General features: G+C 73.2%; 16 protein-coding genes and 2 pseudogenes. 9 read left to right on the top strand and 9 right to left on the bottom strand.

Annotation, left to right across the window (positions count from 1 at the left end):
* Nucleotides 1-3: 3 nt before the first annotated feature.
* From ABZ646_RS10755 to ABZ646_RS10735, 5 genes are read right to left on the bottom strand one after another with little or no spacing between them, the layout of a single operon-like run.
* Complete coding sequence (locus tag ABZ646_RS10755; RefSeq protein WP_360515763.1) at nucleotides 4-2,457, bottom strand: transglycosylase domain-containing protein; 2,454 nt, start codon at nucleotides 2,455-2,457, stop codon at nucleotides 4-6.
* A gap of 16 nt (nucleotides 2,458-2,473) precedes the next feature.
* Nucleotides 2,474-3,868, bottom strand: a complete 1,395-nt coding sequence (locus ABZ646_RS10750; protein WP_360515760.1) for an MFS transporter — start codon at nucleotides 3,866-3,868, stop codon at nucleotides 2,474-2,476.
* Complete coding sequence (locus ABZ646_RS10745; protein WP_360515757.1) at nucleotides 3,865-5,073, bottom strand: type III PLP-dependent enzyme; 1,209 nt, start codon at nucleotides 5,071-5,073, stop codon at nucleotides 3,865-3,867. Before ABZ646_RS10745 ends, ABZ646_RS10750 begins: the two co-directional genes overlap by 4 nt.
* Nucleotides 5,070-6,887 (bottom strand): IucA/IucC family protein, encoded by a 1,818-nt coding sequence (locus ABZ646_RS10740; protein ID WP_360515754.1) that lies wholly within the window; start codon nucleotides 6,885-6,887, stop codon nucleotides 5,070-5,072. Before ABZ646_RS10740 ends, ABZ646_RS10745 begins: the two co-directional genes overlap by 4 nt.
* A 37-nt stretch (nucleotides 6,888-6,924) precedes the next feature.
* Nucleotides 6,925-8,502 carry an IucA/IucC family protein gene (locus ABZ646_RS10735; protein WP_360515751.1) on the bottom strand — a complete coding sequence of 526 codons (1,578 nt, stop codon included), beginning with the start codon at nucleotides 8,500-8,502 and terminating at the stop codon, nucleotides 6,925-6,927.
* Nucleotides 8,503-8,912: 410 nt separating this feature from the next.
* On the opposite strand from ABZ646_RS10735, the gene ABZ646_RS10730 reads away from it, so the two are divergent.
* Genes ABZ646_RS10730 through ABZ646_RS10720 form a run of 3 tightly spaced genes read left to right on the top strand, consistent with a single transcriptional unit; the run spans nucleotide 8,913 to nucleotide 11,273 of the window.
* On the top strand, nucleotides 8,913-9,632 hold the full coding sequence (locus tag ABZ646_RS10730) for a response regulator transcription factor (protein ID WP_360515748.1): 720 nt from the start codon (nucleotides 8,913-8,915) through the stop codon (nucleotides 9,630-9,632).
* A complete protein-coding gene (locus ABZ646_RS10725) occupies nucleotides 9,629-11,083 on the top strand; it encodes a HAMP domain-containing sensor histidine kinase (RefSeq protein WP_360515745.1) in 1,455 nt (484 codons plus the stop codon). The genes ABZ646_RS10730 and ABZ646_RS10725 overlap by 4 nt, the downstream gene beginning before the upstream one ends.
* Before the next feature lie 55 nt (nucleotides 11,084-11,138).
* A complete protein-coding gene (locus tag ABZ646_RS10720) occupies nucleotides 11,139-11,273 on the top strand; it encodes a hypothetical protein (protein ID WP_360515742.1) in 135 nt (44 codons plus the stop codon).
* A gap of 45 nt (nucleotides 11,274-11,318) precedes the next feature.
* Here the strand turns inward: ABZ646_RS10720 and ABZ646_RS10715 are convergent, their stop codons facing one another.
* Both ABZ646_RS10715 and ABZ646_RS10710 read right to left on the bottom strand, forming a co-directional pair.
* Nucleotides 11,319-11,837, bottom strand: a complete 519-nt coding sequence (locus tag ABZ646_RS10715; protein WP_360515739.1) for a DUF2231 domain-containing protein — start codon at nucleotides 11,835-11,837, stop codon at nucleotides 11,319-11,321.
* Nucleotides 11,838-11,929: 92 nt separating this feature from the next.
* Nucleotides 11,930-12,550, bottom strand: coding sequence for a CBS domain-containing protein (locus ABZ646_RS10710; RefSeq protein ID WP_360515787.1), 621 nt, complete (start codon nucleotides 12,548-12,550; stop codon nucleotides 11,930-11,932).
* A 178-nt stretch (nucleotides 12,551-12,728) separates the two neighbouring features.
* Between ABZ646_RS10710 and ABZ646_RS10705 the strand changes: the two genes are divergently transcribed.
* Nucleotides 12,729-13,790 (top strand): nitroreductase, encoded by a 1,062-nt coding sequence (locus ABZ646_RS10705; protein ID WP_360515736.1) that lies wholly within the window; start codon nucleotides 12,729-12,731, stop codon nucleotides 13,788-13,790.
* Nucleotides 13,759-13,824 (top strand): annotated as a pseudogene (locus tag ABZ646_RS10700) (hypothetical protein); the annotation flags it as partial. The gene ABZ646_RS10705 and the pseudogene ABZ646_RS10700, both read left to right, overlap by 32 nt.
* Nucleotides 13,825-13,905: 81 nt before the next feature.
* Here the strand turns inward: ABZ646_RS10700 and ABZ646_RS10695 are convergent.
* Nucleotides 13,906-16,260, bottom strand: a pseudogene (locus ABZ646_RS10695) (glycosyl hydrolase family 65 protein); the annotation flags it as partial.
* A 30-nt stretch (nucleotides 16,261-16,290) separates the two neighbouring features.
* Complete coding sequence (locus tag ABZ646_RS10690; RefSeq protein WP_360515733.1) at nucleotides 16,291-17,142, bottom strand: universal stress protein; 852 nt, start codon at nucleotides 17,140-17,142, stop codon at nucleotides 16,291-16,293.
* A 188-nt stretch (nucleotides 17,143-17,330) separates the two neighbouring features.
* Here ABZ646_RS10690 and ABZ646_RS10685 point away from each other — a divergent pair, with 188 nt between their 5' ends.
* The 4 genes from ABZ646_RS10685 to ABZ646_RS10670 all read left to right on the top strand — a co-directional run bounded on the left by ABZ646_RS10685 (nucleotide 17,331) and on the right by ABZ646_RS10670 (nucleotide 21,659).
* Nucleotides 17,331-17,996 (top strand): CBS domain-containing protein, encoded by a 666-nt coding sequence (locus tag ABZ646_RS10685; RefSeq protein WP_360515730.1) that lies wholly within the window; start codon nucleotides 17,331-17,333, stop codon nucleotides 17,994-17,996.
* 21 nt (nucleotides 17,997-18,017) lie between these two features.
* Nucleotides 18,018-18,716, top strand: coding sequence for a CBS domain-containing protein (locus ABZ646_RS10680; RefSeq protein WP_360515727.1), 699 nt, complete (start codon nucleotides 18,018-18,020; stop codon nucleotides 18,714-18,716).
* 78 nt (nucleotides 18,717-18,794) lie between these two features.
* Nucleotides 18,795-19,496, top strand: a complete 702-nt coding sequence (locus ABZ646_RS10675; protein WP_360515724.1) for a response regulator transcription factor — start codon at nucleotides 18,795-18,797, stop codon at nucleotides 19,494-19,496.
* Between the two features lie 150 nt (nucleotides 19,497-19,646).
* Nucleotides 19,647-21,659 (top strand): PAS domain S-box protein, encoded by a 2,013-nt coding sequence (locus ABZ646_RS10670; RefSeq protein ID WP_360515721.1) that lies wholly within the window; start codon nucleotides 19,647-19,649, stop codon nucleotides 21,657-21,659.
* Nucleotides 21,660-21,671 lie beyond the last annotated feature (12 nt).

Raw genomic sequence — 21,671 nt, 5'->3', positions numbered from 1 at the left:
ACCCTAACCGCCGACGCCTGTCGGCGCCGGTGTGGTGTTCGTCGGCGCGGGTGAGGATGACGAGGTGGTGCCGCCGGTCGTGCCGCCGAACAGCCCGCCGCCGGTACCGCCGGCGGTTCCCGCGGTGTCGGTCGGGCTCGGGCCGACACAGTGCTTCCCGTGCCCGCGGCACGGTGCGGTGGTGGGGGTCGGGGTGGCCGACACGGTCGGGGTGGCCGGGGGTGTGCTCGGGGACACGGTGGCGGAGGGCGTGGGCGAGGGTGCGCCGTATTCGTCCGTGGACTGGCCGAGCGCGGGTGCGGGCGGGAACTGCTGGACGGGTTGTCCCTGGAGGGCGGCGGTCATGTAGCCGGTCCACACCTCGGTGGGCATGTCCGCGCCGAAGACCTTGGCGTAGCCGCCGACGCCCTGCATGGACTGGAGGCCGGCGTTCTTCGGGTCCTCCTTGAACATGCTCACGGCCGTGGTCAGCTGCGGGGTGTAGCCGATGAACCAGGCGGACTTGTAGTCGTCGGTGGTACCCGTCTTGCCGGCCGCCGGGCGGCCCAGGGCCTGGGCGTTGGTGCCGGTGCCGTTCTTGACGACGTCCTGGAGGACGTCGGTGACGGTGTCGGCGGTCGAGGCGGGCATGGCCATGGTGCCCTTGGGCTTGTCGAAGCCGGTCAGCTGCCGGCCGTCGGCGACGACCTTGGTCACCGAGTACGGCTCGTGCTGGACTCCGCCGTCGTCGAAGGTGGCGTACGCGTCCGCCATGCGGATCGCCGACGGGGTGGACGTACCGATGTAGAAGCCCGGGGTGTCGTACTGCAGGCTCGTGCGCAGGAGCCCCGCCTTCAGGGCCTCGCCCTCCACGTCGTCGTAGCCGACGTACTCGCCGAGCTGGACGTACGGGGTGTTGACCGACTGCTCCATCGCCTTGCGCAGGGTGATGTAGCCCCACTTCGTGGTGACGTCGTTGCGCTGGTGCAGGAGTCCCGTGGGGTCCTTCGCGTCCGGCAGCTCCTGGCCCTGCTGGTTCTTGATGGTGATGCCGTCGTCGCCGTTGAACTTCGAGTCCGGGGTGATGGGCGAGGCCGGCTGCCCGGGTGAGAGGACGGCGCCGTGGTCGAGAGCGGCGGCCAGGTCGACGGGTTTGAAGGTGGAACCGACCGGGACGCCGGTCGCGTCCGCGTTGTCCGTCCAGTGGCCCTTGTTCCAGCCGGGCCCGCCGTACAGCGCGACGACCGCGCCGGTGGCCGGATCGATCGACGCCGCGCCGACCTGGACGTCCTTGTCGGCCGTGCGGTGCCGCGGATCCAGATGCTTGCGCTCCATCGCCGTGACGGACGCCGACAGGGCGCTGACCTTCTTCTTGTCGAAGGTGGTGTAGATCTGGTAGCCGCCGCGGCCGAGCTGCTGGTCCGTGAGGGACGTGTGGGCCTCGACGTACTTCTGCGCGGCCTGCACCAGGTATCCGGTCTGTCCGGCCATGCCCGCCGACGGCGTGTACGGCTTGGGTGTGGGAAACCCTGCCGCCAGGTACTGCTGTTCCTGGGCCGCGGTGATCTTGTGGATCTTGGCCATCCGGTCCAGCACGTACGTCCAGCGGGCCTTGGCCTGGGCCTTGGCCTGCGGGTCGGTGTCGGCGTGCATGAGCAGGCTCGGTTCGTTGACCGTGGCGGCGATGAAGGCACCCTGGCTGACGTTCAGCTGGAAGGCGTGCACGTGGTAGTAGGTACGGGCCGCGGCCTCGATGCCGTAGGCGTCCCGGCCGTAGTAGCAGGTGTTGAGGTAGCCCTGCAGGATCTGCTGCTTGGACAGCTGGTCACCTATCTTCAGGGAGATCATGATCTCCCTGAGCTTGCGGGTGACCGACTGGTCCTGACTGAGGTAGGTGTTCTTCACGAACTGCTGGGTGATGGTGGACCCCGACTGCACCTCACCGCCCGTGGCCATGTGGTAGACGGCGCGGAGCATGCCCTGCGTGTCGACACCGGGATCGGTGTAGAACGTGGCGTTCTCCGCGGCGAGGAAGTCCCACTGCACCAGCTTCGGAACCTGGGCGAGGTCGACGTTCTGCCGGTTGGTGGACCCCTGGGTGGTCATCACCGAGCCGTCCGACCAGTAGTAGGTGTTGCTCTGCGCCTGGGTGCTGGGGTTCGCGCTGGGAATGGTCGTCGTGGCGTAGGCGTAGCCGAACAGGCCCAGCAGGCCGGCGACGAACAGCAGGAAGGTGCCGGACACCAGCTTCCACGAGGGCAGCCACCGCCGGGGACCGCGTCGGCCGGCCCGCGGGTAGTCGATCAGGCCGCGTCGACGGGGGCGTCCGGCGTCCGCCCGCCGCGTGCCGGCGGCTCGGTGGGCGCGCCCGTCCTGGGACCGCGCGGCCCTGCGCGCGGCGGCCCGGCCACCGTTGTGCATGCCGTCGGGGCCGGACGGTGTGGTCCGCCCCGACGGTCGGCGCCGGTGTTCGCTCATTCTCGCCACTCCTCGGTCAGCGCCCGTCCCCGTCGGCGCCTGGAGGCAGCCCACGGAGTGCGCTCTTGGGGCCCGCCGGGGCGCGCTCGCACCCCCGGCAGCTCCTACATGTCGTAAGAGTAAGGTGCTCGGGCGCCGGGCACGCAGCCGCCCCCTCGACCGCGGGCGTGGGGCCGCGCCGTCTCCGGGGGCTTTGGGCCCCACGTCCGCGGGCGCAGACGGCGAGCGCGAGCGCCGCGACGAGCGAGACGGCACCGCCCAGGACCAGGGTGAAGCGGGCTCCGAGCGTGTCGGACACCAGGCCGACCAGCGGTGCGCCGACGGGGGTGCCGCCGAGGAGGACGAGGAAGTAGACGGACAGGACGCGGCCGCGCAGCGGTGGGTCGGCGTGCAGCTGGATCAGCGCGTTGGCGGTGGTGGTCACGGTCACCGCGGCGCTTCCGGTGAGGAGCAGCAGAAGCAGGAACGAGCCGTAGCCCGGCATGAGACCCTGCGCGATCTCCAGTGCGCCGAAACCGATCGCGCTGGAGGTCAGACGGCGCCGGGTGGGGGGCTTGCCGTGCCGGGCCCGGTGGAGCGCGCCGAGAAGGCCGCCCAGGGCGTAGGCGGCGGAGAGCCAGCCGAAGGAGGCGGCGCCCGTGTGGAACACCGTGACGGCGACGAGCGAGATGGTGACCTGGAAGTTGAGGCCGAAGGTGCCGACGAAGGCGACGAGGCCGATCGGGAGGAGCAGGTCCGGGGTGGTGGCGATGTGGCGGAGCGCCTCGCTCACTCGGGTGGGGCCCGGTCGGGCGCGGACAGGGGCGTCCGGCGCGTCGGTACGGATGGTGATCAGGCCGTGAAGGACGGCCAGGTACGAGACGGTGTTCAGGAGGAACACCGGGCCGATGCCGAAGGCCGCCACGGCCAGGCCGGCGAGGGCCGGTCCGACGGCGCGGGCCACGTTGAACTGGGCGGCGTTCAGGCTGACGGCGCCGGCCGTGTGCTCACGGGAGACGAGTTCGCCGATGTAGGCGTTGCGGGCGGGACTGTCCACGGCGGTGGCGGCGCCGAGGGCGAGGCCCAGCGCGTAGAGGGACGGCAGGTTCACCGCTCCGGTGACCGTGAGCAGTCCCAGCAGGAGCGACTGGGCCGCCATCGCCGTCTGGGTCAGGAGCAGGGTCCGTCGCTTGGGGTACCGGTCGGCCAGCACACCTCCGGTCAGGCCCAGCAGGGTCCCGGGCAGGAACTGCAGCGCGGTCACGATACCCACCGCGCGGCCGCTGTTGCCGGTGGAGTGCAGGACGAGCAGGTCCTGGGCGGCACGCTGCATCCACGTGCCGATGTTGGAGACCAGCTGTCCGAGCAGGTAGCGCCGGAAAGTCCGGACGGCGAGCGCGTGCGTCGCCGGCGGGCCCACGACGGCACTCATGGCGTCCGACGGGCGTGTGTGTCGCCCGCGACGGACACGCCGGCGTCGTCGAGGTGGTGGAAGGTCGGGTGCGGGTGCATGAGGAACGCGTGGTGGGAGATGTTCCACGCGTAGGCGCCGGCCATGGCGAAGGCGACCCGGTCGCCGACGCGCAGCCGTTCGGTCATGATCCGGCTCGCCAGTACGTCCTTGGGCGTGCAGAGCTGTCCGACCAGCGTCACCGGCTCGTCCCGGACCTCCGGACGGGTCCAGGGCCGCGGCCAGGTCTCCCGGGGGATCACCTCGAAGGGCTGGTCGTGCTGTTTCGCGGCCGGGGTGCGCAGGTGGTGGGTGCCTCCGCGCAGGACGGCGAACGCGTGCCCCCGGCTGAACTTGAGATCCAGGACCTCGGTGACGTACCAGCCGCAGTACGCCGTGACCGAGCGGCCGGGCTCGATCCGCAGGGTGAGGTGGGGGTGGCGGGCGAGGATCCGGCGCAGTCCGGCGCCCAGGGCGGGCCAGTCGAACACCCTGGGCGGGTGCGTGTAGTCGACGCCCATGCCGCCGCCGGCGTTGACCTCGCGCAGCTCGACTCCGCGCTCGCGAGCCCAGCTCCCGGCCCAGGCGAGGATCTCGTCGACGAGCAGGAGCTGGGTCCGGGCCCGCAGGCCGCTGGCGAGGTGGAGGTGCAGGCCGCGCAACCGGACGCCCGGGACCGACCGCATCACCTCCAGGCAGCGGTCCAGCTGTACGGGATCCATGCCGAACGGCCCGCCGCCCATGGCCAGGGCGACCGGGCCCACGTCGAGGGGCAGGTTGACGCGCAGCAGGACGTCCACGGTCCGGTCGCCCAGCAGGGTGGTCAGCAGGCGGAGTTCGTGTTCGCTCTCGATGTGCAGGCGCCCGACTCCCGCGTCCAGCGCCCGGGTCAGCTCCTGCGGGGTCTTGCCGGGACCGCCGAAGGCGATCGGCGCGCCCGGGACGACGGCGCGGACGTGGTCCAGTTCGCCGCCGGAGGCCACCTCGAAGCCGTGGACGTGTGCGGCGAGGGTGCGCAGGATCCGGGGGTCGGAGTTGGCCTTGGCCGCGTAGAGCAGCTCGACGCGGTCCGGCAGTGCGGCCCGGATCGCGCGCACGTGGTCGCGCAGCCCGGGCAGGTCGTAGACGTAGGCGGGCAGGTCGTCGTCGGGCAGTGCGGCGACGAGGTCGTACGTCTCGGGCCTCACCGGACCGCCTCGCGGGGGAAGTCCGCGCCGAGCGGGCTGGGCAGGGGCACGTAGCCGGCGTGCCGGTCGGCCTTGCGGGACCAGCGCAGCAGCAGGTTGGCCTTGGCCGGCAGCGGTACGCCGGACAGCAGGGCACGCAGGCGCGGCGGTTCGGCGGCGGTGCGGGCGTAAGCGGCGAGGTGGTCGCGGACCAGGCCCCACAAAGCGGGTTCCAGCGTCGGCTCGAGGTCGGCCAGGGCGCTGAGCATCTCGGCGGTGTGGTTGACGAGGAGGCAGTAGGCGACCCGGTTCCAGCCGTGTTCGGGATCGTAGGTGAGGGGGCCGCGCACGTCGTCAGGGAGGTCCGCGAGGGCCTGCCGGTGACGGCCCGGCAGGAGCTTGGTGCCCTCCAGGTCGCGGAAGAACATCTGCGCGGGCGTGCCGTCGGCCCGGACGCCGACGACGACGTTCTGCAGGTGGGGCTCGAGGACGACGCCGTGTTCGAAGTAGGCGGCCAGGACCGGCGGCAGCAGCAGCCCGAGGTACGCGTCCCACCAGGCCAGGACGTCGCCGTCGCCGCGGGCGAGCAGGTGGGAGACATGGGCCGCGCCGGTCGGGTACTCGTCCGCCACCGCGGCGGCGAGCAGGGGCGTGACCCCGGGACGCAGGTGAGGGCGCAGGCCGGAGCGGACGATGACGGCGAAGCCCTCCAGGAGGGCGGTGGCGCCGGCCGTGTCGAGGGTGCGGTAGCCGGGCTCGGCCAGGAGCGCGCAGTTCGGGAAGCGGTCGGTGAGCCGGGCGAAGACGGGCTGGAGCAGCCGGTTGAGGGCGACGGCCCCGGACAGCTCGTAACTCGCGTGCTTGCGGACGCAGTTGGTGAGGCGGACGTTGAGGCTGAACTTCAGGAACGTGTCGGCCTCCGGCTCGTACAGCGTCCGCACCGACGCGGTCGGCACCAGCTCCGGGCCGCCCGTGCCGGTGTCCACGACGTCTCCGGCGGCGACCGCCTCACGCAGCCGGTCGTGGTCCTTCAGCAGCCGGTACTGCCAGGGGTGCACGGGGAGTACGGCGAACTCCGGGCCGGCCACCGGGTGCAGCGCGTCCAGCGCGTGCGGCTCGCCCTCCTCCCGTACGAGGTGGCGGCGCACGGCCAGGTAGCGCAGGCGGAAGCGGGTGCCGGTCTCCGGGCCGTACGCCAGCCAGTCCGCCGGGTCGCCGGTGCGGGCCTTGGGCGTGGGGTGGAAGCGGTGGCCGAACACCAGGGACTGCTCCGAGGCGACGTACGGGTCCGCGGGCGCGCAGGCACCCGCCCGCTCCTCCAGGACGACGCGGATCGTCTCCCGGCTGTCCGCCACCTGGTCCGGGAACTCCTCGTTGGCCAGGCCCGTGCGCTGTTCCAGTTCGTCCTGGACGCAGGCGGCCAGCTCGCGCCAGTCCACGCTCACCCAGGCGTCGCCGTCGAGCCGCTGCACCGAGCCCAGGAAGCGATGCGCTCCGATCAGCGAGGTCCGCCGCAGCGCGGCACGCAGCAGCAGGCCCCGGCGGGGCAGTCGGAGCAGGAGGTGGTCGTCGACGACCGTCACCTGGTGCTCGGGGGCGGACACCTCGCGGATCAGACAGTTGAGCAGTGTGTGGGCCGTGACGAGGTCGGCCGTCCGTGACGGCTCGGCGGTCAGGGCGAGGGCGGTGGTGGCGCGGTCGGTGGTGGCGAGGGCGGTGGTGGCGCGGTCGGTGGTGGCGAGGGCGGTGGTGGCGCGGTCGGTGGTGGCGCGGTCGGTGGTGGCGCGGTCGGTGGTGGCGCGGTCGGTGGTGGCGCGGTCGGTGCCGGTGGTCATGTGGTCGCTCCTGGGGGAAAGCGGTCGGTGTCGGAGGTCAACGGCACAGCGCCAGGGGGTTGGGAACGGACGTCCATTGCGCGGCGCCCGGGTTCGCGGACAGGCGCATGGCGACGGTCGCCTTCAACGGCATCGTGTCCCCGAAGAACGCCGCCGCGTCCTCCTGGTCCGGCAGGTCGGCGAAGACACGGCGCCCGACCTCGGCGACCGTGCCCCACAGCGTCCGCGGCTCAGCCGCCCGGGTCCGGCCGAGGACGTCGACCAGCTCGCTGAAGACGCCGCTGACCAGGCCCCCGAAGAGCTTGGTGCGCAGCGCGCCGATGTCGTCCCCGGCCCGGGTGCCGAGCAGCGGCGGCAGCGTGAAACCGCACCGGGCCAGGCGGCGCGGGCTGACCCGGACGCCGTCCAGGTCCCGGTACAGCACCCGCACCGGCCGTCCGTCCCGCAGGACGACCAGGGTGTTCTGGCCGTGTGCCTCGAGGGCCACCCCCATGGACAGCAGCGTCAGGGCCGGCGGCAGGACGAGGCCGGCGAGGTCCGCCAGCCAGCGCACCGGGTCCCCCGACACCACGGCGGCTCCGGTCGCGTGCACGGCCGTGAGCGGCACGGCGATCTCACCGGCGTCGAGGTGGCACTCGGTCGATTCGCGGATCATGGCCGTCAGGCTCGCGGAAGGCCGCCCGTCCACGCACACCGAGCCGCCGCCCAGCTCCCGCAGGACGCGCAGGCCGCCGCCGTGTCCGGCCTTGTCGATGACGGCCGCGACCAGCTCGGACAGCGGGGGGCCGTCGGCGACCTCGGCCGCGGAGACGGTGCGCCGGTAGTTGGTGACCTGGACGTCGAGCGCGGTCTTGACGTGGCAGCCGGGCAGGGCGCCGCCCAGCGGCGCGAGGGTACGCAGCGACAGCAGCGGGCGGGCCGGGACCGTCTCCTCGACGACCACCAGGTCGCGGTGGTGCCGGAGCACGTGGTCGCGCTGCCAGGGGTGCACCGGCAGCAGGTGGGCGTCGCCGTCGCGCAGGGTCGCCGGCCAGTCGCCGGCACCCTGCCAGCGGTCGGCCGGGACCCGGAGCAGCGCCAGCCGGACGACCGGGTGGTGTTCGGGCGCGTAGGCGAGCACGTCGGTGACGGACATGCCGGTGCGGGTCCGGCAGCAGGGGTGCTGCGGGTGGCCGTCGACGACCGCCTGCTCGGCATCCGCCGAGTCGGACGGAGCGGCCTGCCGGCCCGCGTTCGCGGCTCTGGCGAGGGCCAGGTTGACGACGCTGTTGTCGAGTTCGGCCGCCAGCCGCTGCGCCGCGGTGGTACGCAGTCCCAGCTGCGCCAGCAGCCGGGCCGGGTCGCCGATCGGTCCCTCCGGCCCCGACACGGCGAAGTCGGGCGGTACGTCGGCGAACGGCCGCGCGGCCGCCTCGGCCGCCGAGAGCGAACCGCCCCGTCGCAGATGGACGACCAGGGATCCGGACGCACGGCGACGCGTGGTCACACCGGGCAGGGGTTCTCGTGCGAAGGCGCCCCACAGGCGGGCGAGCACGGTGGCGCGTGCTCCCGGGAGCGCGGTCGCGAAGGGCTCCACCAGGTCCGGGCGGACGCGGCGCAGTTCGTCGATGGGCATGCGGTGTCCCTGGTTCTCGCGGTGGCGGGTGGTCCGGTGGTGCTCCGGTGGCACCGACCGCCCGGCCGACGCTACGGGAAGACGATCAAGGGAACTGCCAGAGCGAAGACAGCGAGAGGAGCGCGGACACCCCTGAAACAGCGTTTCTCCCGGCGCGGTTCCGGCCGGACCGGCAGCGGAGGGCGCCGGGGCCCGCGGGCTGACCCTGGACCAGCATCCGGCTCTCACCTGGGAGACCGGGGGCGGCCGTCCGACGTCTTAACTCTCGGCTTACGCCACGCTGGCCGGGCCCTTGATGTCGTCAGGAAACCGCGCCCCACCGAATGAGCCGGTCGTGGAAGATCACTGACTCGGGGGAGCTTGCGGCGTTTGCGCCACGCGCCGGGGCCGGCGTCTGTGAGCCTGTCGGCATGCGTGTCTTGCTGATCGAGGACGACGAGCGGGTGGCCGGGCCGCTGACGGAGGGGCTGCGCCGGTTCGGGTTCACCGTGGACCACGCCAGAACGGGGGCCGAGGGCCTCGCCGCGGTGGAGGCGGCGATGGTGCTGCTGGACCTGGGGCTGCCCGACATGGACGGCATCGACGTCTGCCGGGCGCTGCGGTCCCGCTCGGCCGTGCCGATCATCATGATCACGGCCAGGGACGACGAGGTGGACCGGGTGCTCGGGCTCGAACTGGGCGCGGACGACTACGTCTCCAAGCCGTTCGGTGTGCGGGAGCTCGTCGCCCGGATCCGTGCCGTCACCCGCCGTGCCCGCCCGGCCCTCGCCGACTCCCCGGCTGGCTCGGCGCGGCCCGCCGACGGCCCTGATCGTCCCGGGACGCCCGGCGTCCAGCGGATCGGCCCCCTGACCATCGACTGCCGCACCCGGCAGGTACGCCTGCACCGGTCGTCCATCGCCCTCGCACCCAAGGAGTTCGACCTGCTCGCCTGCCTGGCGGAGGACCCCGGTGCCGTCTGCTCCCGCCGGCAGATCCTCGACACGGTCTGGGAACCGAACTTCTTCGGCCCCACCAAGACCCTGGACGTCCACATCGCCGCGCTGCGCCGCAAACTCGGCGACGCGTCCTGGATCGAGAACATCCGCGGGATCGGCTTCCGCCTCGTCCCCCCGGCAGAGATCCGGTGACGCGTCGCCTCCTGCTCAGCCACCTGGGCCTGATACTGCTCGTCCTGCTCGCGCTCGAAGTGCCCTTCGGCGTCTTCTACGCCCGCAGCGAGCTGGCCCGCTTCTCCCGTACGGCGGAGCAGGGGGCGATGACGCTCGCCGAGGTGTGCGAGGACAAGATGGAGCACGGGCTGACGGCCGACCTGCCCGACCTCGCCCTCGCGTACGGGCGGCGGACCGGCGCCACCGTGCTCGTCGCCGACCGCCGGGGCGTCGTCCTCACCGACACCGCTGCCCACGCCCTGGCCGGCACGGACCTGTCCGCGGAGCCGGACATCTCCACGGCGCTGCGCGATCGCCCCGCCGTCGGCACGCGCCGGGCCCCGTCCGCGGACGCTGGACTCCTCTTCGTCACCGTGCCGGGCGGCTCCGCCCCCACCGTCGCCTGTGTGGTGCGAACGGTGTACGCGCTGGGCCCGGTCAAGGCCAGGGTGCGCACCACCTGGCTGGTCCTGGCCGCCGTCGGTCTCGGAGTCCTCGCCGCGGCCTCGCTGATCGGGTTCGCTCTTGCGCGTTCGATCACCCGCCCCGTGCAGGCCCTGGAACGCGCCACCGCGCAACTCGCCGAAGGCCGGATCACCGATCCGCCGGACACCGGCCACGGGCCGCCGGAACTGCGCAGGCTCACCGCGTCGTTCACCCGGACCGCGACCCGGCTCCAGCACCTGCTCCAGGCTCAGCAGGCGTTCGCCTCCGACGTGTCACACCAGCTGAAGACACCCCTGACCTCGCTGCGCCTGCGTCTGGAGAACTTCGAGCCGCACCTCGCCCCGTGCGCCCAGGACAGCCTCGACCGGGCGCTCGGGGAGCTGGAGCGGCTCAGCCGCATGGTGCAGGGGCTGCTGGCACTGGCACGGCTGGAGAACACGGAGATCCGGGCAGAAGCCGCCGATCTGAACGCCGTCGTCTCCGGCCGCGCGGACATCTGGACGGCCTTCGCCGACGAACAGCAGGTCGGCATCCGCGTGACCGGAGGCACGTCCGTGCCGGTGCTGGCGGTCCCCGGCGCACTGGAACAGATCATCGACAACCTGCTCTCCAACGCGCTCCGCGTGTCCGCACCGGGAACCGCCGTCACACTGGCCGTCGTCACCGCCCCCGCGCGGGGCGCCCGTACCCCGGCCATGGCCGAGCTGCACGTGATCGACCAGGGTCCCGGCATGACCGAGGCCGAACGGCACCGGGCCTTCGACCGCTTCTGGCGTGCTCCCCACGCCGACCACGACGGGACCGGCCTCGGCCTGCCCCTGGTGCGGCACCTCACCCGCGCGGGAGGGGGCGAGGTCACCCTGGAGGCGGCCCCCGGCGGTGGACTCGACGCCGTGGTCCGCCTCCGGCACGCCGAATGCCACGACCAGTGCCCGGTACCCGTTGCACATGCCGGGCATCCCGACCCGAGGCCCTGCCACTGACCGGCCTCGCGACCGGTCGAGGGTCTCTCTCCGCCACGAAAGGGCGGAGCGTGCGTTGAGTGCTCGAACACGCCGGTCACGGGGCCGCACGGTGATCGCCCGCGAGGTAACCCGCGCCGGAGACGCGGCTCTGCTGATCGGCTTCGGCGCGGGTCTCAACTGCGCGGGACAGGTGGTGCTGCTGCCCTGACCCGGCGCCTCTTGTGCTGTCCCCGCCGCTGAGGGCGGGGACCGGTCATCGTTCCGTGCCGCCGTTCGAGGCGGACTGGGAGAAGCCGTCGTGCCATGCCGCCTTCGCGCCCGAGTCGCCGATGCGGTAGACGTCCACCACGGCGCCCGCCGCCACCACCAGCGAAAGGACCACCGCCGCCACGCGCAGCGGCGTGCCGGACCAGACGGAGCCGCCCGCGGACTCCGGGCCGGACGCCGCGGCCGACGACCGGGCGGCCCACCAGACCAGGGCCGCCAGCAGGAACAGGCCCGCGGCCCAGGGAAGCAGCCCGTCCCCGAGGTCGGCGTGCCGGCGCACCAGGGCGTCGTCGGTGACGTGGCGCTCCAGCCATTCACCCGCCTGCGTGGTGAGCGGCACGCCGATCAGCGTGACCAGCGCGAGCACCGGCAGCACCACGCCCATGCGCAGGGCCGCCCGACGCGAGACCGCCGCGACCACGAGCGCCAGTGCGGTCAAGGGGACGAGCACCACGACGAGGTGCACGAGCAGGACATGGGCGGGCAGGCCGTTTATCAGGGTCATGAACAGGTCCTTGGGGGGTGTGGGTGAGAAAGCCGGTGGGACGCCTGGTGCGAAGGCGCGCCAGCGTTGCACAGGAACCTCTGAGTCCCCTCTCAAGGACGGCGCTTTCCGGTCAGGGCGCAGTGGACGTCGACGACTCCCGGTACGGACCGGGCCAGCAGGGTGGCCAGCGGGACGAGCACCGTGTCCTCGACGCGTCCGGTGAGCGTGACGACCCCGTCGCACACCTCGACGGCCACGGGTGCCGGGAAGGTGCCGAAGAGATGGCCGACCACCTGCCGGCGTACCTCCTCGGCGATGTCCTCGTCGTCGCGCAGGAAGACCTTCAGCAGGTCGGAGCGGCTGACGATGCCCACGAGCGCCCCGTCGTGACCGACGACCGGCAGCCGCTTCACCCCGCAGCGGGCCATCAGACGGGCGGCGTGGGCGAGGGAGGCCCCGGGCGGCACGGTGACGGCCGGGGCGGTCATCAGCTCACCCGCGGTCACCGCATCCGCCTTGCGGACGTCAGCCAGGTGCCGCAGCTGCTCCCGGGGGTTCTCCCCGCCCTCGCGGTACACCTCCTTGGGCAGCAGGTCCGCCTCCGAGACGACACCGGTCACGTGTCCGTCGCCGTCCAGCACGGGAAGGGCACTGACGCGCCACTCCCCCATGGTCTTCACGATGTCCTTGAAGGTCGCGCCCGTGCGCAGGGCGACGACGGTGCGGGTCATCACGTCGTCGACGGTCGGAGCGGTCGGCTCGGTCGGAGTAGCGTCCACGTCCTCAGCCTGCGTCGGCGAGACCGTTCGCGGCTTGGGCCGAGTGGCCCCTCGCGGGGTTCGTGCGGCCCATGCCCGCCACGGTGGTGAGCGGCCACGCTGGGAGCGGGGCCCGGTGAAGGGAGTCATCGTGACCGCTCAGCACGTGGACGCGAACACGCTGACCGCACTCGTGGCCGACGCCACGGCGGCGCCGTCGCTGCACAACGCACAGCCCTGGAAGTTCCGGTACCTGACCGCCGACGGCGTCCTGCGCCTGTACGCCGATCTCTCGCGCGCGCTGCCGCGCACCGACCCGGACGCCCGCGGCCTGCACCTGGGATGCGGTGCCGCGCTGTTCAACCTGCGGGTGGCCGCCTGTGCGGCCGGGTGGGCCCCGGTGGTACGGCTGCTGCCGGATCCGGCGGACCCTGCGCTGCTCGTCGAAGTGACCCTGGACGCCACCGACCCGCCCGACCCGGCCCTCGCCCGCCTGTACCCGGCGGTCCCCCGGCGCCACTCCAGTCGCCATCCCTTCAGCGAGCGGTCGATACCGGCCGACCTGCGGGAGCGGCTGTGCGAGGCGGCGGACGCCGAGGGGGCGCAGCTGGTCTTCCCCGGCACCTGGCACGTGCACGAGCTGCTGGAACTGGTGCAGGACGCCGAGGGCCGGGAAGCGGTCGACCCCGCCCTGCGCGCCGAGACGGCCCGCTGGGTCCGGTCCGGCCCCGCGGGCGCCTCCCCGGCGTCGGACGGCATCCCCGTCGATGCGCTCGGCCCCGGCCGGTACGGTCCCGCGACGCCGGTGCGTGACTTCGCCGCCGGGCACACGGTGCCGGGCCGCGGCTGGGCGGTGTTCGAGAGGAATCCGCACCTCGCGCTGCTGGGTACCGGCCGGGACGGGCCGGCGGACTGGCTGCGCGCGGGGCAGGCGCTGGAGCGGGTGCTGCTCACGGCCACGGTCGGCGGGCTGGTCGCCTCGATGGTGTCCCAGACCCTGGAGTGGCCCGAGCTGCGCCGGGTGACCCGCGACCCGGGATCCGGCATGGCCCATGTGCAGATGGTGATCCGGCTCGGCTACGGCCCCCTCGGCCACCCCAGCCCCCGGCGTCCGGTGACCGAGGTGCTCGACGTCGTCCCGTCGCACCGCCAGGAGGTGGCGTATGAAGGTGTCCGAGGCGATGACCGCCCCGCCGGTGACGGTGGCCCCTGACGTGGGACTGGCCGAGGCGGCCCGGCGGATGGCGGCGGCCTCCGTCGGCTCGGTGCTGGTCGTCGACGACGAGGGGGTGCTGGTCGGTATCGTGCGGGGGGCGGTCTGCGGGGGGCGGGAGTACGAGCACGCAGGTCTCACCCGGTTCGACGCACACCGTGCGGTCCGGCAGCCGGATGTCGATCGGCGACTCGTCGGACGACGGCACGGTCACCTCCAGGTGCCCGCGCCGCAGCCGCAGCCGTACGCCCCAATGCCCCCGGTAGCGAAGGGACATGCCGTACGACGACAGTTCCGGCAGCGGCACCGGGTCGACCCAGAGCGCTCCGTCGCGGGTCTCCAGCCCGGTCAGCCCGCGCTGCACGAGGTCGAGGGTGCCCGCCATGGCGCCCAGGTGGATGCCCTCTCCGGTGGTGCCGCCCTGGACGTCGGCGATGTCGCCGCGCAGCGACTCCTGGACGAACCTCCAGGCGTCGGCGCGCCGGTCGCGGGCCAGGACCCAGCCGTGCACCAGACCGCTGAGGGTCGAGCCGTGGCTGGTGCGGCACAGGTAGTGATCGACCGTGCGGGTCCAGGTCGCCTCGTCGAGTTCGTGACCCAACCGGGCGAACAGGGAACGGAGTTCGGCGGGTGAGAAGAGGTACCCGAGCATCAGGACGTCGGCCTGCTTGGATGCCTTGTAGCGGTTGACGGTGTCCCCTTCGGCCTCCAGGATGCGGTCCAGCCGGCGGATGTCGCCGTACCGTTCGCGGTAGCCGTCCCAGTCGAGTTCGGTGAGATCGCCGTAGCCCTCGAACTGGCTGATGACACCGTCGTGGAAGGGCACGTGGAGGGTGCGTGACACCTCCTGCCAGCGGTGCAGTTCGGCGTCGTCCAGGCCCGTGCGTCCGGTGAGTTCGCGGCGGCGCGGCTCGGGCAGGGTGTCCAGCAGTTCCAGGGTGCGGGCGAGGACCCAGGCGGCGGTGACGTTGGTGTACGCGTTGTCGTCGAGGCCGGGCCGGGGGGCGCCGGGGTAGGCGTCGTGGTACTCGTCGGGGCCGACCACACCGCGGATGCGGTGCCGTTCGAGGTGGTCGTCCCAGGTGGCCGAGTCCGCCCAGAAGCGGGCGATCTGCAGGAGCATCTCGGCGCCCTTGGTGTGCCGGAACTCGGTGTCGCCGCTCGCCTCGCAGTACCGCCACACGTTGTAGGCCACCGCCGAGCCGACGTGCCGCTGGAGGTGCGAGTGGTCCGGCAGCCAGCGTCCCGACCTCGGGTTGAGGTGCAGTGCCTGGGACTCCTCACGTCCGTCGGTGGCGCTCTGCCACGGGTACATCGCGCCGCGCCGGCCGATCGCGCGGGCGGCGGCGCGGGCCCGCTCCAGACGCCGGTACCGGTAGTGGAGCAGGGCGCGGGAGACCTCGGGGAAGTGCAGGTCGAGGAAGGGCAGGACGAACAGTTCGTCCCAGAAGACATGACCGCGGTACGCCTCGCCGTGCAGGCCCCTGGCCGGGACGCCGACGTCCAGGTCGGCGGTGTGCGGTGAGAGCGTCTGCAGCACGTGGAAGAGGTGCAGCCGCAGGATCTGGCCGGCCCTGCCGGGGACGTCCAGGGCGGTCCGGCGCCACAGCTGGTCCCAGGCCCGCCGGTGTGTCCCCAGCAGCGCGTCGAATCCGGGGGCGTCGCCGACCCGGTCGACGGCGGCTGCCACCGGGTCGGCGATCGCGCGGTCGCGGGAGGTGTGCACGGCGACGGTCTTGTCCACGGTGCGGGTACGGCCGGGCGCCAGCGGCAGCCGCAGCCGCTGTACGGCTCTGCGGGGGCCGTCGCCCTCCGGGACCAAGGCGGCCGGGCCGAGGCGGGCGGCCATGCCGATCCGGATGTCCGAGGTGCGGGTACGGCAGCGCAGCCACACCGTGTCCGGGGCAGCGGTACCGGTGCGCACGCGGGCCAGGTGACGGCCGTCCAGATCACGGTAGCGGGCCACCCCGGCGTTGCGGACGTCCGCGTCGAGCGCCGCCTCCACCTCCAGTTCACCGGTGAATCCCTCGGCGGTGAACTCGGTGCGCAGGGCCGCGAGATGCGGGTCCGCCATGTGCACCAGCCGCCGCTGGCGCACGTCCAGCACCCGCCCGGCACCGAGCGCGTACCGGGTCCGGCGTTCCAGCACCCCGTCCGTCAGGTGCAGGATCTGGCGGTGCTCCAGTACGGGCGTGGTGTCCGGGGTGAGCCAGTCCCCGCCCGGCAGCCGGAACCGCAGCGGCAGCCAGTTCGGGAGGTTGACCAGGTCCTCGTTCTCGACCCGGTGTCCGGCGACCCGAGAGGTGAGCCGGTCGTAGCAGCCGGCCACGTAGGTGCCGGGGTAGTGCACGTCGTCCGCCGCGCACTCCGGCAGGGCGCCCCGGGTGGCGAAGTAGCCGTTCCCGAGCGTGCACAGCGACTCCCTGAGCCGCTCGTCGGCGGGTACGTAACCGTCGTACTCCCACCTCACCTCGGTGCTCCCCTCGCCACCCGGCGGCGATCACACGGTGTGCGGTACGACGGCCACCGGGCAGTCCGCCTGGTGCAGCACGGCGTGGACCACCCGGCCGAGTTGCAGGCCGTGGTGGCCGTACCGGCGGCGGGCGCCCAGCACCACGAGGTCGGCGGCGGCCGAGCGGTGCACCAGGACCCGGTGGGCCGGGCCCTCGACCGTCACGGAACGTACCCGCACGTCCGGGTACTCGGCCGCCGGTTCGCGCAGCAGCGCGTCGAGCAGCGCCGAGGCCCGCGCCTCGGCCTCCCGGGCGGGCACCTCGGCCGTGCCGGGCTGCCGCCAGGCGCGGACCACGTCCAGGACGCAGCCGCGCACCGCGGCCTCGCGGAAGGCGAAGCGCGCGGCCGCGGCGCCGCAGTCCGGGTCGGCGGCGCCGAGCAGGATCCGCTCGTGGGTGCCCGCCAGGCCCGCCGCGTCCCCGCGGACCACGGTCACCGGGCAGTGCGCCCGGCCCGCGACCGCCAGGCCGACCGAGCCGAGGAGCAGTCCCTTCAGCTCACCGCGGCCCCGCGACCCGGTGACGACCAGGGAAGCGTTGTTGCCCTCGTGCAGCAGGGCGTCCACCGCGTCCTCGGGGAGGATGTCGGTGGTGACCTTCACGTCCGGGGCACGCCGGGCCGCGCGGTCCGCCGCCGAGGCGACGATGTGCTCGGCCAGCACGCGTTCGGACGGGCGCTCGGCGCCCACCTCGGGGAGGCCGCCCTCGTAGCGCTCCCACAGGGACCCGTAGACCAGCCGCAGCGGCACGTCGTGGCGGGTGGCCTCGTCCGCCGCCCAGTCGACCGCCTGCAGGCTGCCGTCGGATCCGTCGACGCCCACGACCAGGGGAAGCGTCATCGTCGTCATCGTCCCCACCGCCATTCCTCGGACTGCCACCTCGCGCGGCAGGTGGATCCCCTTTCACCTTCGCACCGGCGGCCGGCCGGCAGGAGGGGCCACCCGGCCCCTTCGGCCGCCCCGCTCAGCCCTGGCGCCGGTGCCGGGCCGGGCCCACGCTGGGATGGGAGGAGAGCTAGGAGGCAACCATGCACGGCAGCCCGCACACCGTCGGCGACGTGATGACCCGCAGTGCGGTCGCCGTCGGCCGTGACGCCCCGTTCAAGGACGTCGTCTCGTTGATGGACCAGTGGAAGGTCAGCGCTCTGCCCGTGCTGGAGGGCGACGGCAGGGTGATCGGCGTCGTGTCCGAGGCCGATCTGCTGTTCAAGGAGGAGTTCCGGGACAGCGATCCCGACCGGTTCGTGCAACGCGAGCGGCTCGCCGACCTGGCCAAGGCCGGCGGGGTGACCGCCGGTGAGCTGATGAGCGCGCCCGCGGTGACCGTGCACCCCGACGCCACCCTGGCCGAGGCGGCGCGCATCATGGCCCGGCGCGGCGTCAAGCGGCTGCCCGTGGTGGACGGCGTGGGCATGCTCAGGGGCATCGTCAGCCGGGCCGACCTGCTCAAGGTGTTCCTGCGTGAGGACGAGGAACTCACCGAGGAGGTGCGCCGGGAGGTCGTCGACCGGCTGTTCCCCCTCTCCGCCGACCACATCCAGGTCGAGGTCAGCGAGGGAGTCGTGACTCTCTCCGGCTGGATCGACGGGACGGATCTGGCGCCGGTCGCCGACCGGCTGGCACGCGCCGTGGAAGGCGTGGTCGACGTGCGCTGCCGGCTGGCCCCCGTCTCCGTCAGGAACGACAACGGCTGAACCGACCGAGGAGTGACCGCCATGCACGGCACGCCGCACATCGTCAGCGACGTCATGACGACGACCGTCGTCAGCGTCGGACGCGAGGCCTCCTTCAAGGAACTCGTTCGGCTGATGCGGGACTGGCGGGTCAGCGCCCTGCCCGTGGTCGAGGGCGAGGGCCGGGTCGTCGGCGTCGTCTCCGAGGCGGACCTGCTGCACAGGGAGGAGCTCCGGGACGGCGACCCCGACCGGTACGGCCGGCAGCGCCGCGTCGACGCCTCGGTCGAGGCCGGTGCCCTGACCGCGGGCGAGCTGATGACCTCACCCGCGCTCACCGTCCCCGCCGACGCCACGCTCGCGCAGGCCGCGCGCGTCATGGCACGGGCGAAGGTGAAGCGCCTGCCCGTGACCGACGGTCTGGGCGTCCTGCAGGGCGTGGTGAGCCGCGCCGACCTGTTGAAGGTCTTCCTGCGCGACGACGAGGAGATCGCCGAGGAGGTCCGCCGCGAGATCGTGTCGTACCTCTTCCCCGCCCCCGACTCGGTGCTGCGCGTCAACGTCCACGACGGGGTCGTGACGCTCGCGGGCCGGGTCCGGGACACCTCCCTGGTGCCCGTGGGGGCTCGCCTGGTCAGGGCCGTCGAGGGCGTGGTGGACGTGGAGTTCGACCTGTCCCCGGCCCCGGTGCCCGCTCCCCCGGCGGGCCGGGACCGCACAAGTGGGGCCGGACGGCCCTAGCAAGCCCCGCCGCGCGGCGCGATGATCCTCCTGGGCAGCCGCGGCCGCCCGGGCAGCCGCCGAGGACGAGAGGTCGTCATGACGCAGTCACGCACCTTCACGCAGCAGGATCCGATCCGGGTGTTCCTGCTGGACGACCACGAGGTCGTCCGGCGTGGCATCACCGACCTCCTCGACGCGGAGCCCGACATCTCGGTCGTCGGCGACGCCGGTACGGTCGAGCAGGCCCTCGCCCGCGGCCCGGCGCTGCGTCCGCACGTGGCCGTCCTGGACGTCCGCCTGCCCGACGGCGACGGCATCACGGTCTGCCGGGAACTGCGCGACCAGATGCCCGCCCTGGCCTGCCTGATGCTGACGTCGTTCGACGACGAGGAGGCCCTGCTCGACGCGATCATGGCGGGGGCGTCCGGCTACGTCCTCAAGCAGATCAAGGGCTCCGACCTGGTCTCCGCGGTCCGCACGGTCGCCTCCGGCCAGTCGATGCTGGACCCCGCGACCACCGCCCGCCTGATGCGCTCCCTGCGCGCCGACCCCGCCGACACGCCGTCCGTGCCCGCCGAACTGGCGAGCCTGTCGCCCCGCGAACGCGACATCCTCGCCCTGATCGGCGACGGCCTCACCAACCGCGAGATCGGCAAGAAGCTCTACCTCTCCGAGAAGACCGTCAAGAACCACATCTCCCGCCTGCTCGCCAAGCTGGGTGTACAGCGCCGGGTGCAGGCCGCGGTCATCGCCTCCCACCTGGAGCAGCCGGCGGCCGGCGGCCACCCGGCCAGGTGACGGAGCACCATCCCGCGCACAAGAAGGCCAACAGTGCGCCGTACCAGACAGGTTCGGCCGGTCACGGCCAGTAAACGACTTCTCCCCGCCCGAGCGCGCCACACGCGCTGAGATGACCGCAGTAACCGGCGGGAAAGGGGTGGGGCGGACATGGCCGGCTCCCTCGAAGGCGAGCGCACGCGGGTGATGGTCACGACGGAGGCCGAGCGCTGCGGGTGCGGTCGTGCCACGGCGTCCGGGGAGGGGACCGGTGCTGCGGAGGAACGCTTCCGCGGTCTGCTGGAGGCCGCGCCGGACGCGATGGTCATCGTCGACGGCTCGGGCATCATCAAGCTGGTCAACGCCCAGACCGAGGCGCTCTTCGGCTATCGGCGGGAGGAACTCCTCGGCCGCCCGGTCGAGTTGCTGATACCGACCCGCTTCCACAGCCAGCACACCCGGCACCGGGGCGGCTACTCGGCCAACCGCCAGGTCCGGCCGATGGGTGCCGGCCTGGAGCTGCACGGGCTGCGCAAGGACGGCACCGAGTTCCCGGTGGAGATCAGCCTCAGCCCGATGGAGACGGAGGACGGGCTGCTGGTGTCCGCCGCCGTGCGCGACGTCAGCGACCGCAAGGCGGCCGAGGCCCGGATCAACGAGCTGGCCGCCCTCGTGGAGTCCTCCCAGGACGCGATCCTCGCCAAGACCCTCGACGGGTACATCACGTACTGGAACGCGGCGGCGCAGGACCTCTACGGCTACACTGCCGAGGAAGCCATCGGACGGCACGTGTCCATGCTCGCCCCGCCCGAACTGCGGGAGGACATCCGCGCGTTGCTGGCCCGGCTGCGCAAGGGCGAGAAGGTCGAGCACTTCGAGACGCTGCGCGTGACCCGTTCGGGAGCGCTGCTCGACGTGGACGTCACCCTGTGGCCGACGCGGGACACCCGCGGTCGGGTCGTCGGCGCCTGCGCGATCGTCCGGGACATCAGCGACCGCAAGCGCGCCGAGGCCGAACTGACCGCCCTGTACGAGCAGCAGCGGCACATCGCCCTCACGTTGCAGCGCAGCCTGATGGGCACCCCGCCCGCGCTCCCCGGCCTGGCCACCGCCAGCCGCTACCGGCCCGCCACCCAGGGGGCCGGGGTGGGCGGCGACTGGTTCGACCTGATACCGCTGGGCGCCGACCGGGTGGGCGTGCTGATCGGTGATGTCATGGGCCGTGGGCTGGAGGCCGCCGCCGTCATGGGCCAGTTGCGCTCGGCGGCGCACGCGCTGGCCAAGACCGGGATGGAGCCCCGGCTGCTGATGCAGGCCCTGGACTCCTGCGTGGCCGACCTGGACGTCCCCGACCAGCTCGTCACCTGCTGCTATCTGGTCATCGCCCCCGACTCCGGGACCGTCACCGTGTGTTCGGCCGGCCATCTGCCGACGCTCGTCGCGGGCGCCGCCGACGGCGCGGTCGGCATCCTCGACTCACCCGTCAACGCCCCGCTGGGGGTGGGCGGCATCCTCTACGAGCAGTCCTGCTCGGCCGTCCCGCCCGGGGCGACCCTCGTCCTGTACACCGACGGGCTGATCGAGACCCCGGGCAGTGACATCGAGGTCCGGGTCGCCGAACTCACCGTCGTACTGGAGAAGTTCTTCGCCGGGACGCCGTGTCTGGAGACCGCCGCCGACCATGTGCTGGCGAGTCTGCTGCCCGACGCGGAGAGCCACAACGACGACGTCACCCTGCTGCTGGCGCAGCTCCCGGCCGGGCCGCTGGCGGCTCTGAGCACCGATCTGGCGGCCTGCCCGTCCTCGGTGCCGGCGGGGCGGGCGTTCCTGCACAGGGCGCTCACCGCCTGGGACTGCGTCGCGGGCGCGGACGACGCGCTCCTGCTGCTGTCGGAGACCCTGACCAACGCCGTCCAGCACGGCGAGGGCCCGATCGGCCTGCATCTGCACCGCACCGCCACCGACCTCACCGTCGAGATCAGCGACCGCAGCCCGCAACTGCCCCGGCCGCGCCTGGCCGCCGAGGACGAGGAGTCCGGCCGGGGTCTGCTCCTCGTCCGTACGCTCGCCGACAGCTGGGGGGTGCGGCCCACGGACGAGGGGAAGACCAGGCACACGGCGGTGAAGAGGACGGTGTGCAGCAGGGCCGGGGTGAAGGTCGGGTTGTCGAAGACGGTGCGGTAGTTCGCCAGGCCC

This window comes from Streptomyces sp. NPDC007162, assembly GCF_040634175.1.
Classification (GTDB): domain Bacteria; phylum Actinomycetota; class Actinomycetes; order Streptomycetales; family Streptomycetaceae; genus Streptomyces.
This window is presented reverse-complemented; position numbering and strand designations above follow the sequence as displayed.

Coding starts and splice junctions, on each gene's coding strand:
- ABZ646_RS10715 (WP_360515739.1), bottom strand. CDS start 11,837: ATGACCCTGATAAACGGCCTGCCCGCCCATGTCCTGCTCGTGCACCTC.
- ABZ646_RS10740 (WP_360515754.1), bottom strand. CDS start 6,887: ATGACCACCGGCACCGACCGCGCCACCACCGACCGCGCCACCACCGAC.
- ABZ646_RS10680 (WP_360515727.1), top strand. CDS start 18,018: ATGCACGGCACGCCGCACATCGTCAGCGACGTCATGACGACGACCGTC.
- ABZ646_RS10710 (WP_360515787.1), bottom strand. CDS start 12,550: ATGACCCGCACCGTCGTCGCCCTGCGCACGGGCGCGACCTTCAAGGAC.
- ABZ646_RS10670 (WP_360515721.1), top strand. CDS start 19,647: ATGGCCGGCTCCCTCGAAGGCGAGCGCACGCGGGTGATGGTCACGACG.
- ABZ646_RS10730 (WP_360515748.1), top strand. CDS start 8,913: ATGCGTGTCTTGCTGATCGAGGACGACGAGCGGGTGGCCGGGCCGCTG.
- ABZ646_RS10675 (WP_360515724.1), top strand. CDS start 18,795: ATGACGCAGTCACGCACCTTCACGCAGCAGGATCCGATCCGGGTGTTC.
- ABZ646_RS10690 (WP_360515733.1), bottom strand. CDS start 17,142: ATGACGCTTCCCCTGGTCGTGGGCGTCGACGGATCCGACGGCAGCCTG.
- ABZ646_RS10750 (WP_360515760.1), bottom strand. CDS start 3,868: ATGAGTGCCGTCGTGGGCCCGCCGGCGACGCACGCGCTCGCCGTCCGG.
- ABZ646_RS10685 (WP_360515730.1), top strand. CDS start 17,331: ATGCACGGCAGCCCGCACACCGTCGGCGACGTGATGACCCGCAGTGCG.
- ABZ646_RS10755 (WP_360515763.1), bottom strand. CDS start 2,457: ATGAGCGAACACCGGCGCCGACCGTCGGGGCGGACCACACCGTCCGGC.
- ABZ646_RS10735 (WP_360515751.1), bottom strand. CDS start 8,502: ATGCCCATCGACGAACTGCGCCGCGTCCGCCCGGACCTGGTGGAGCCC.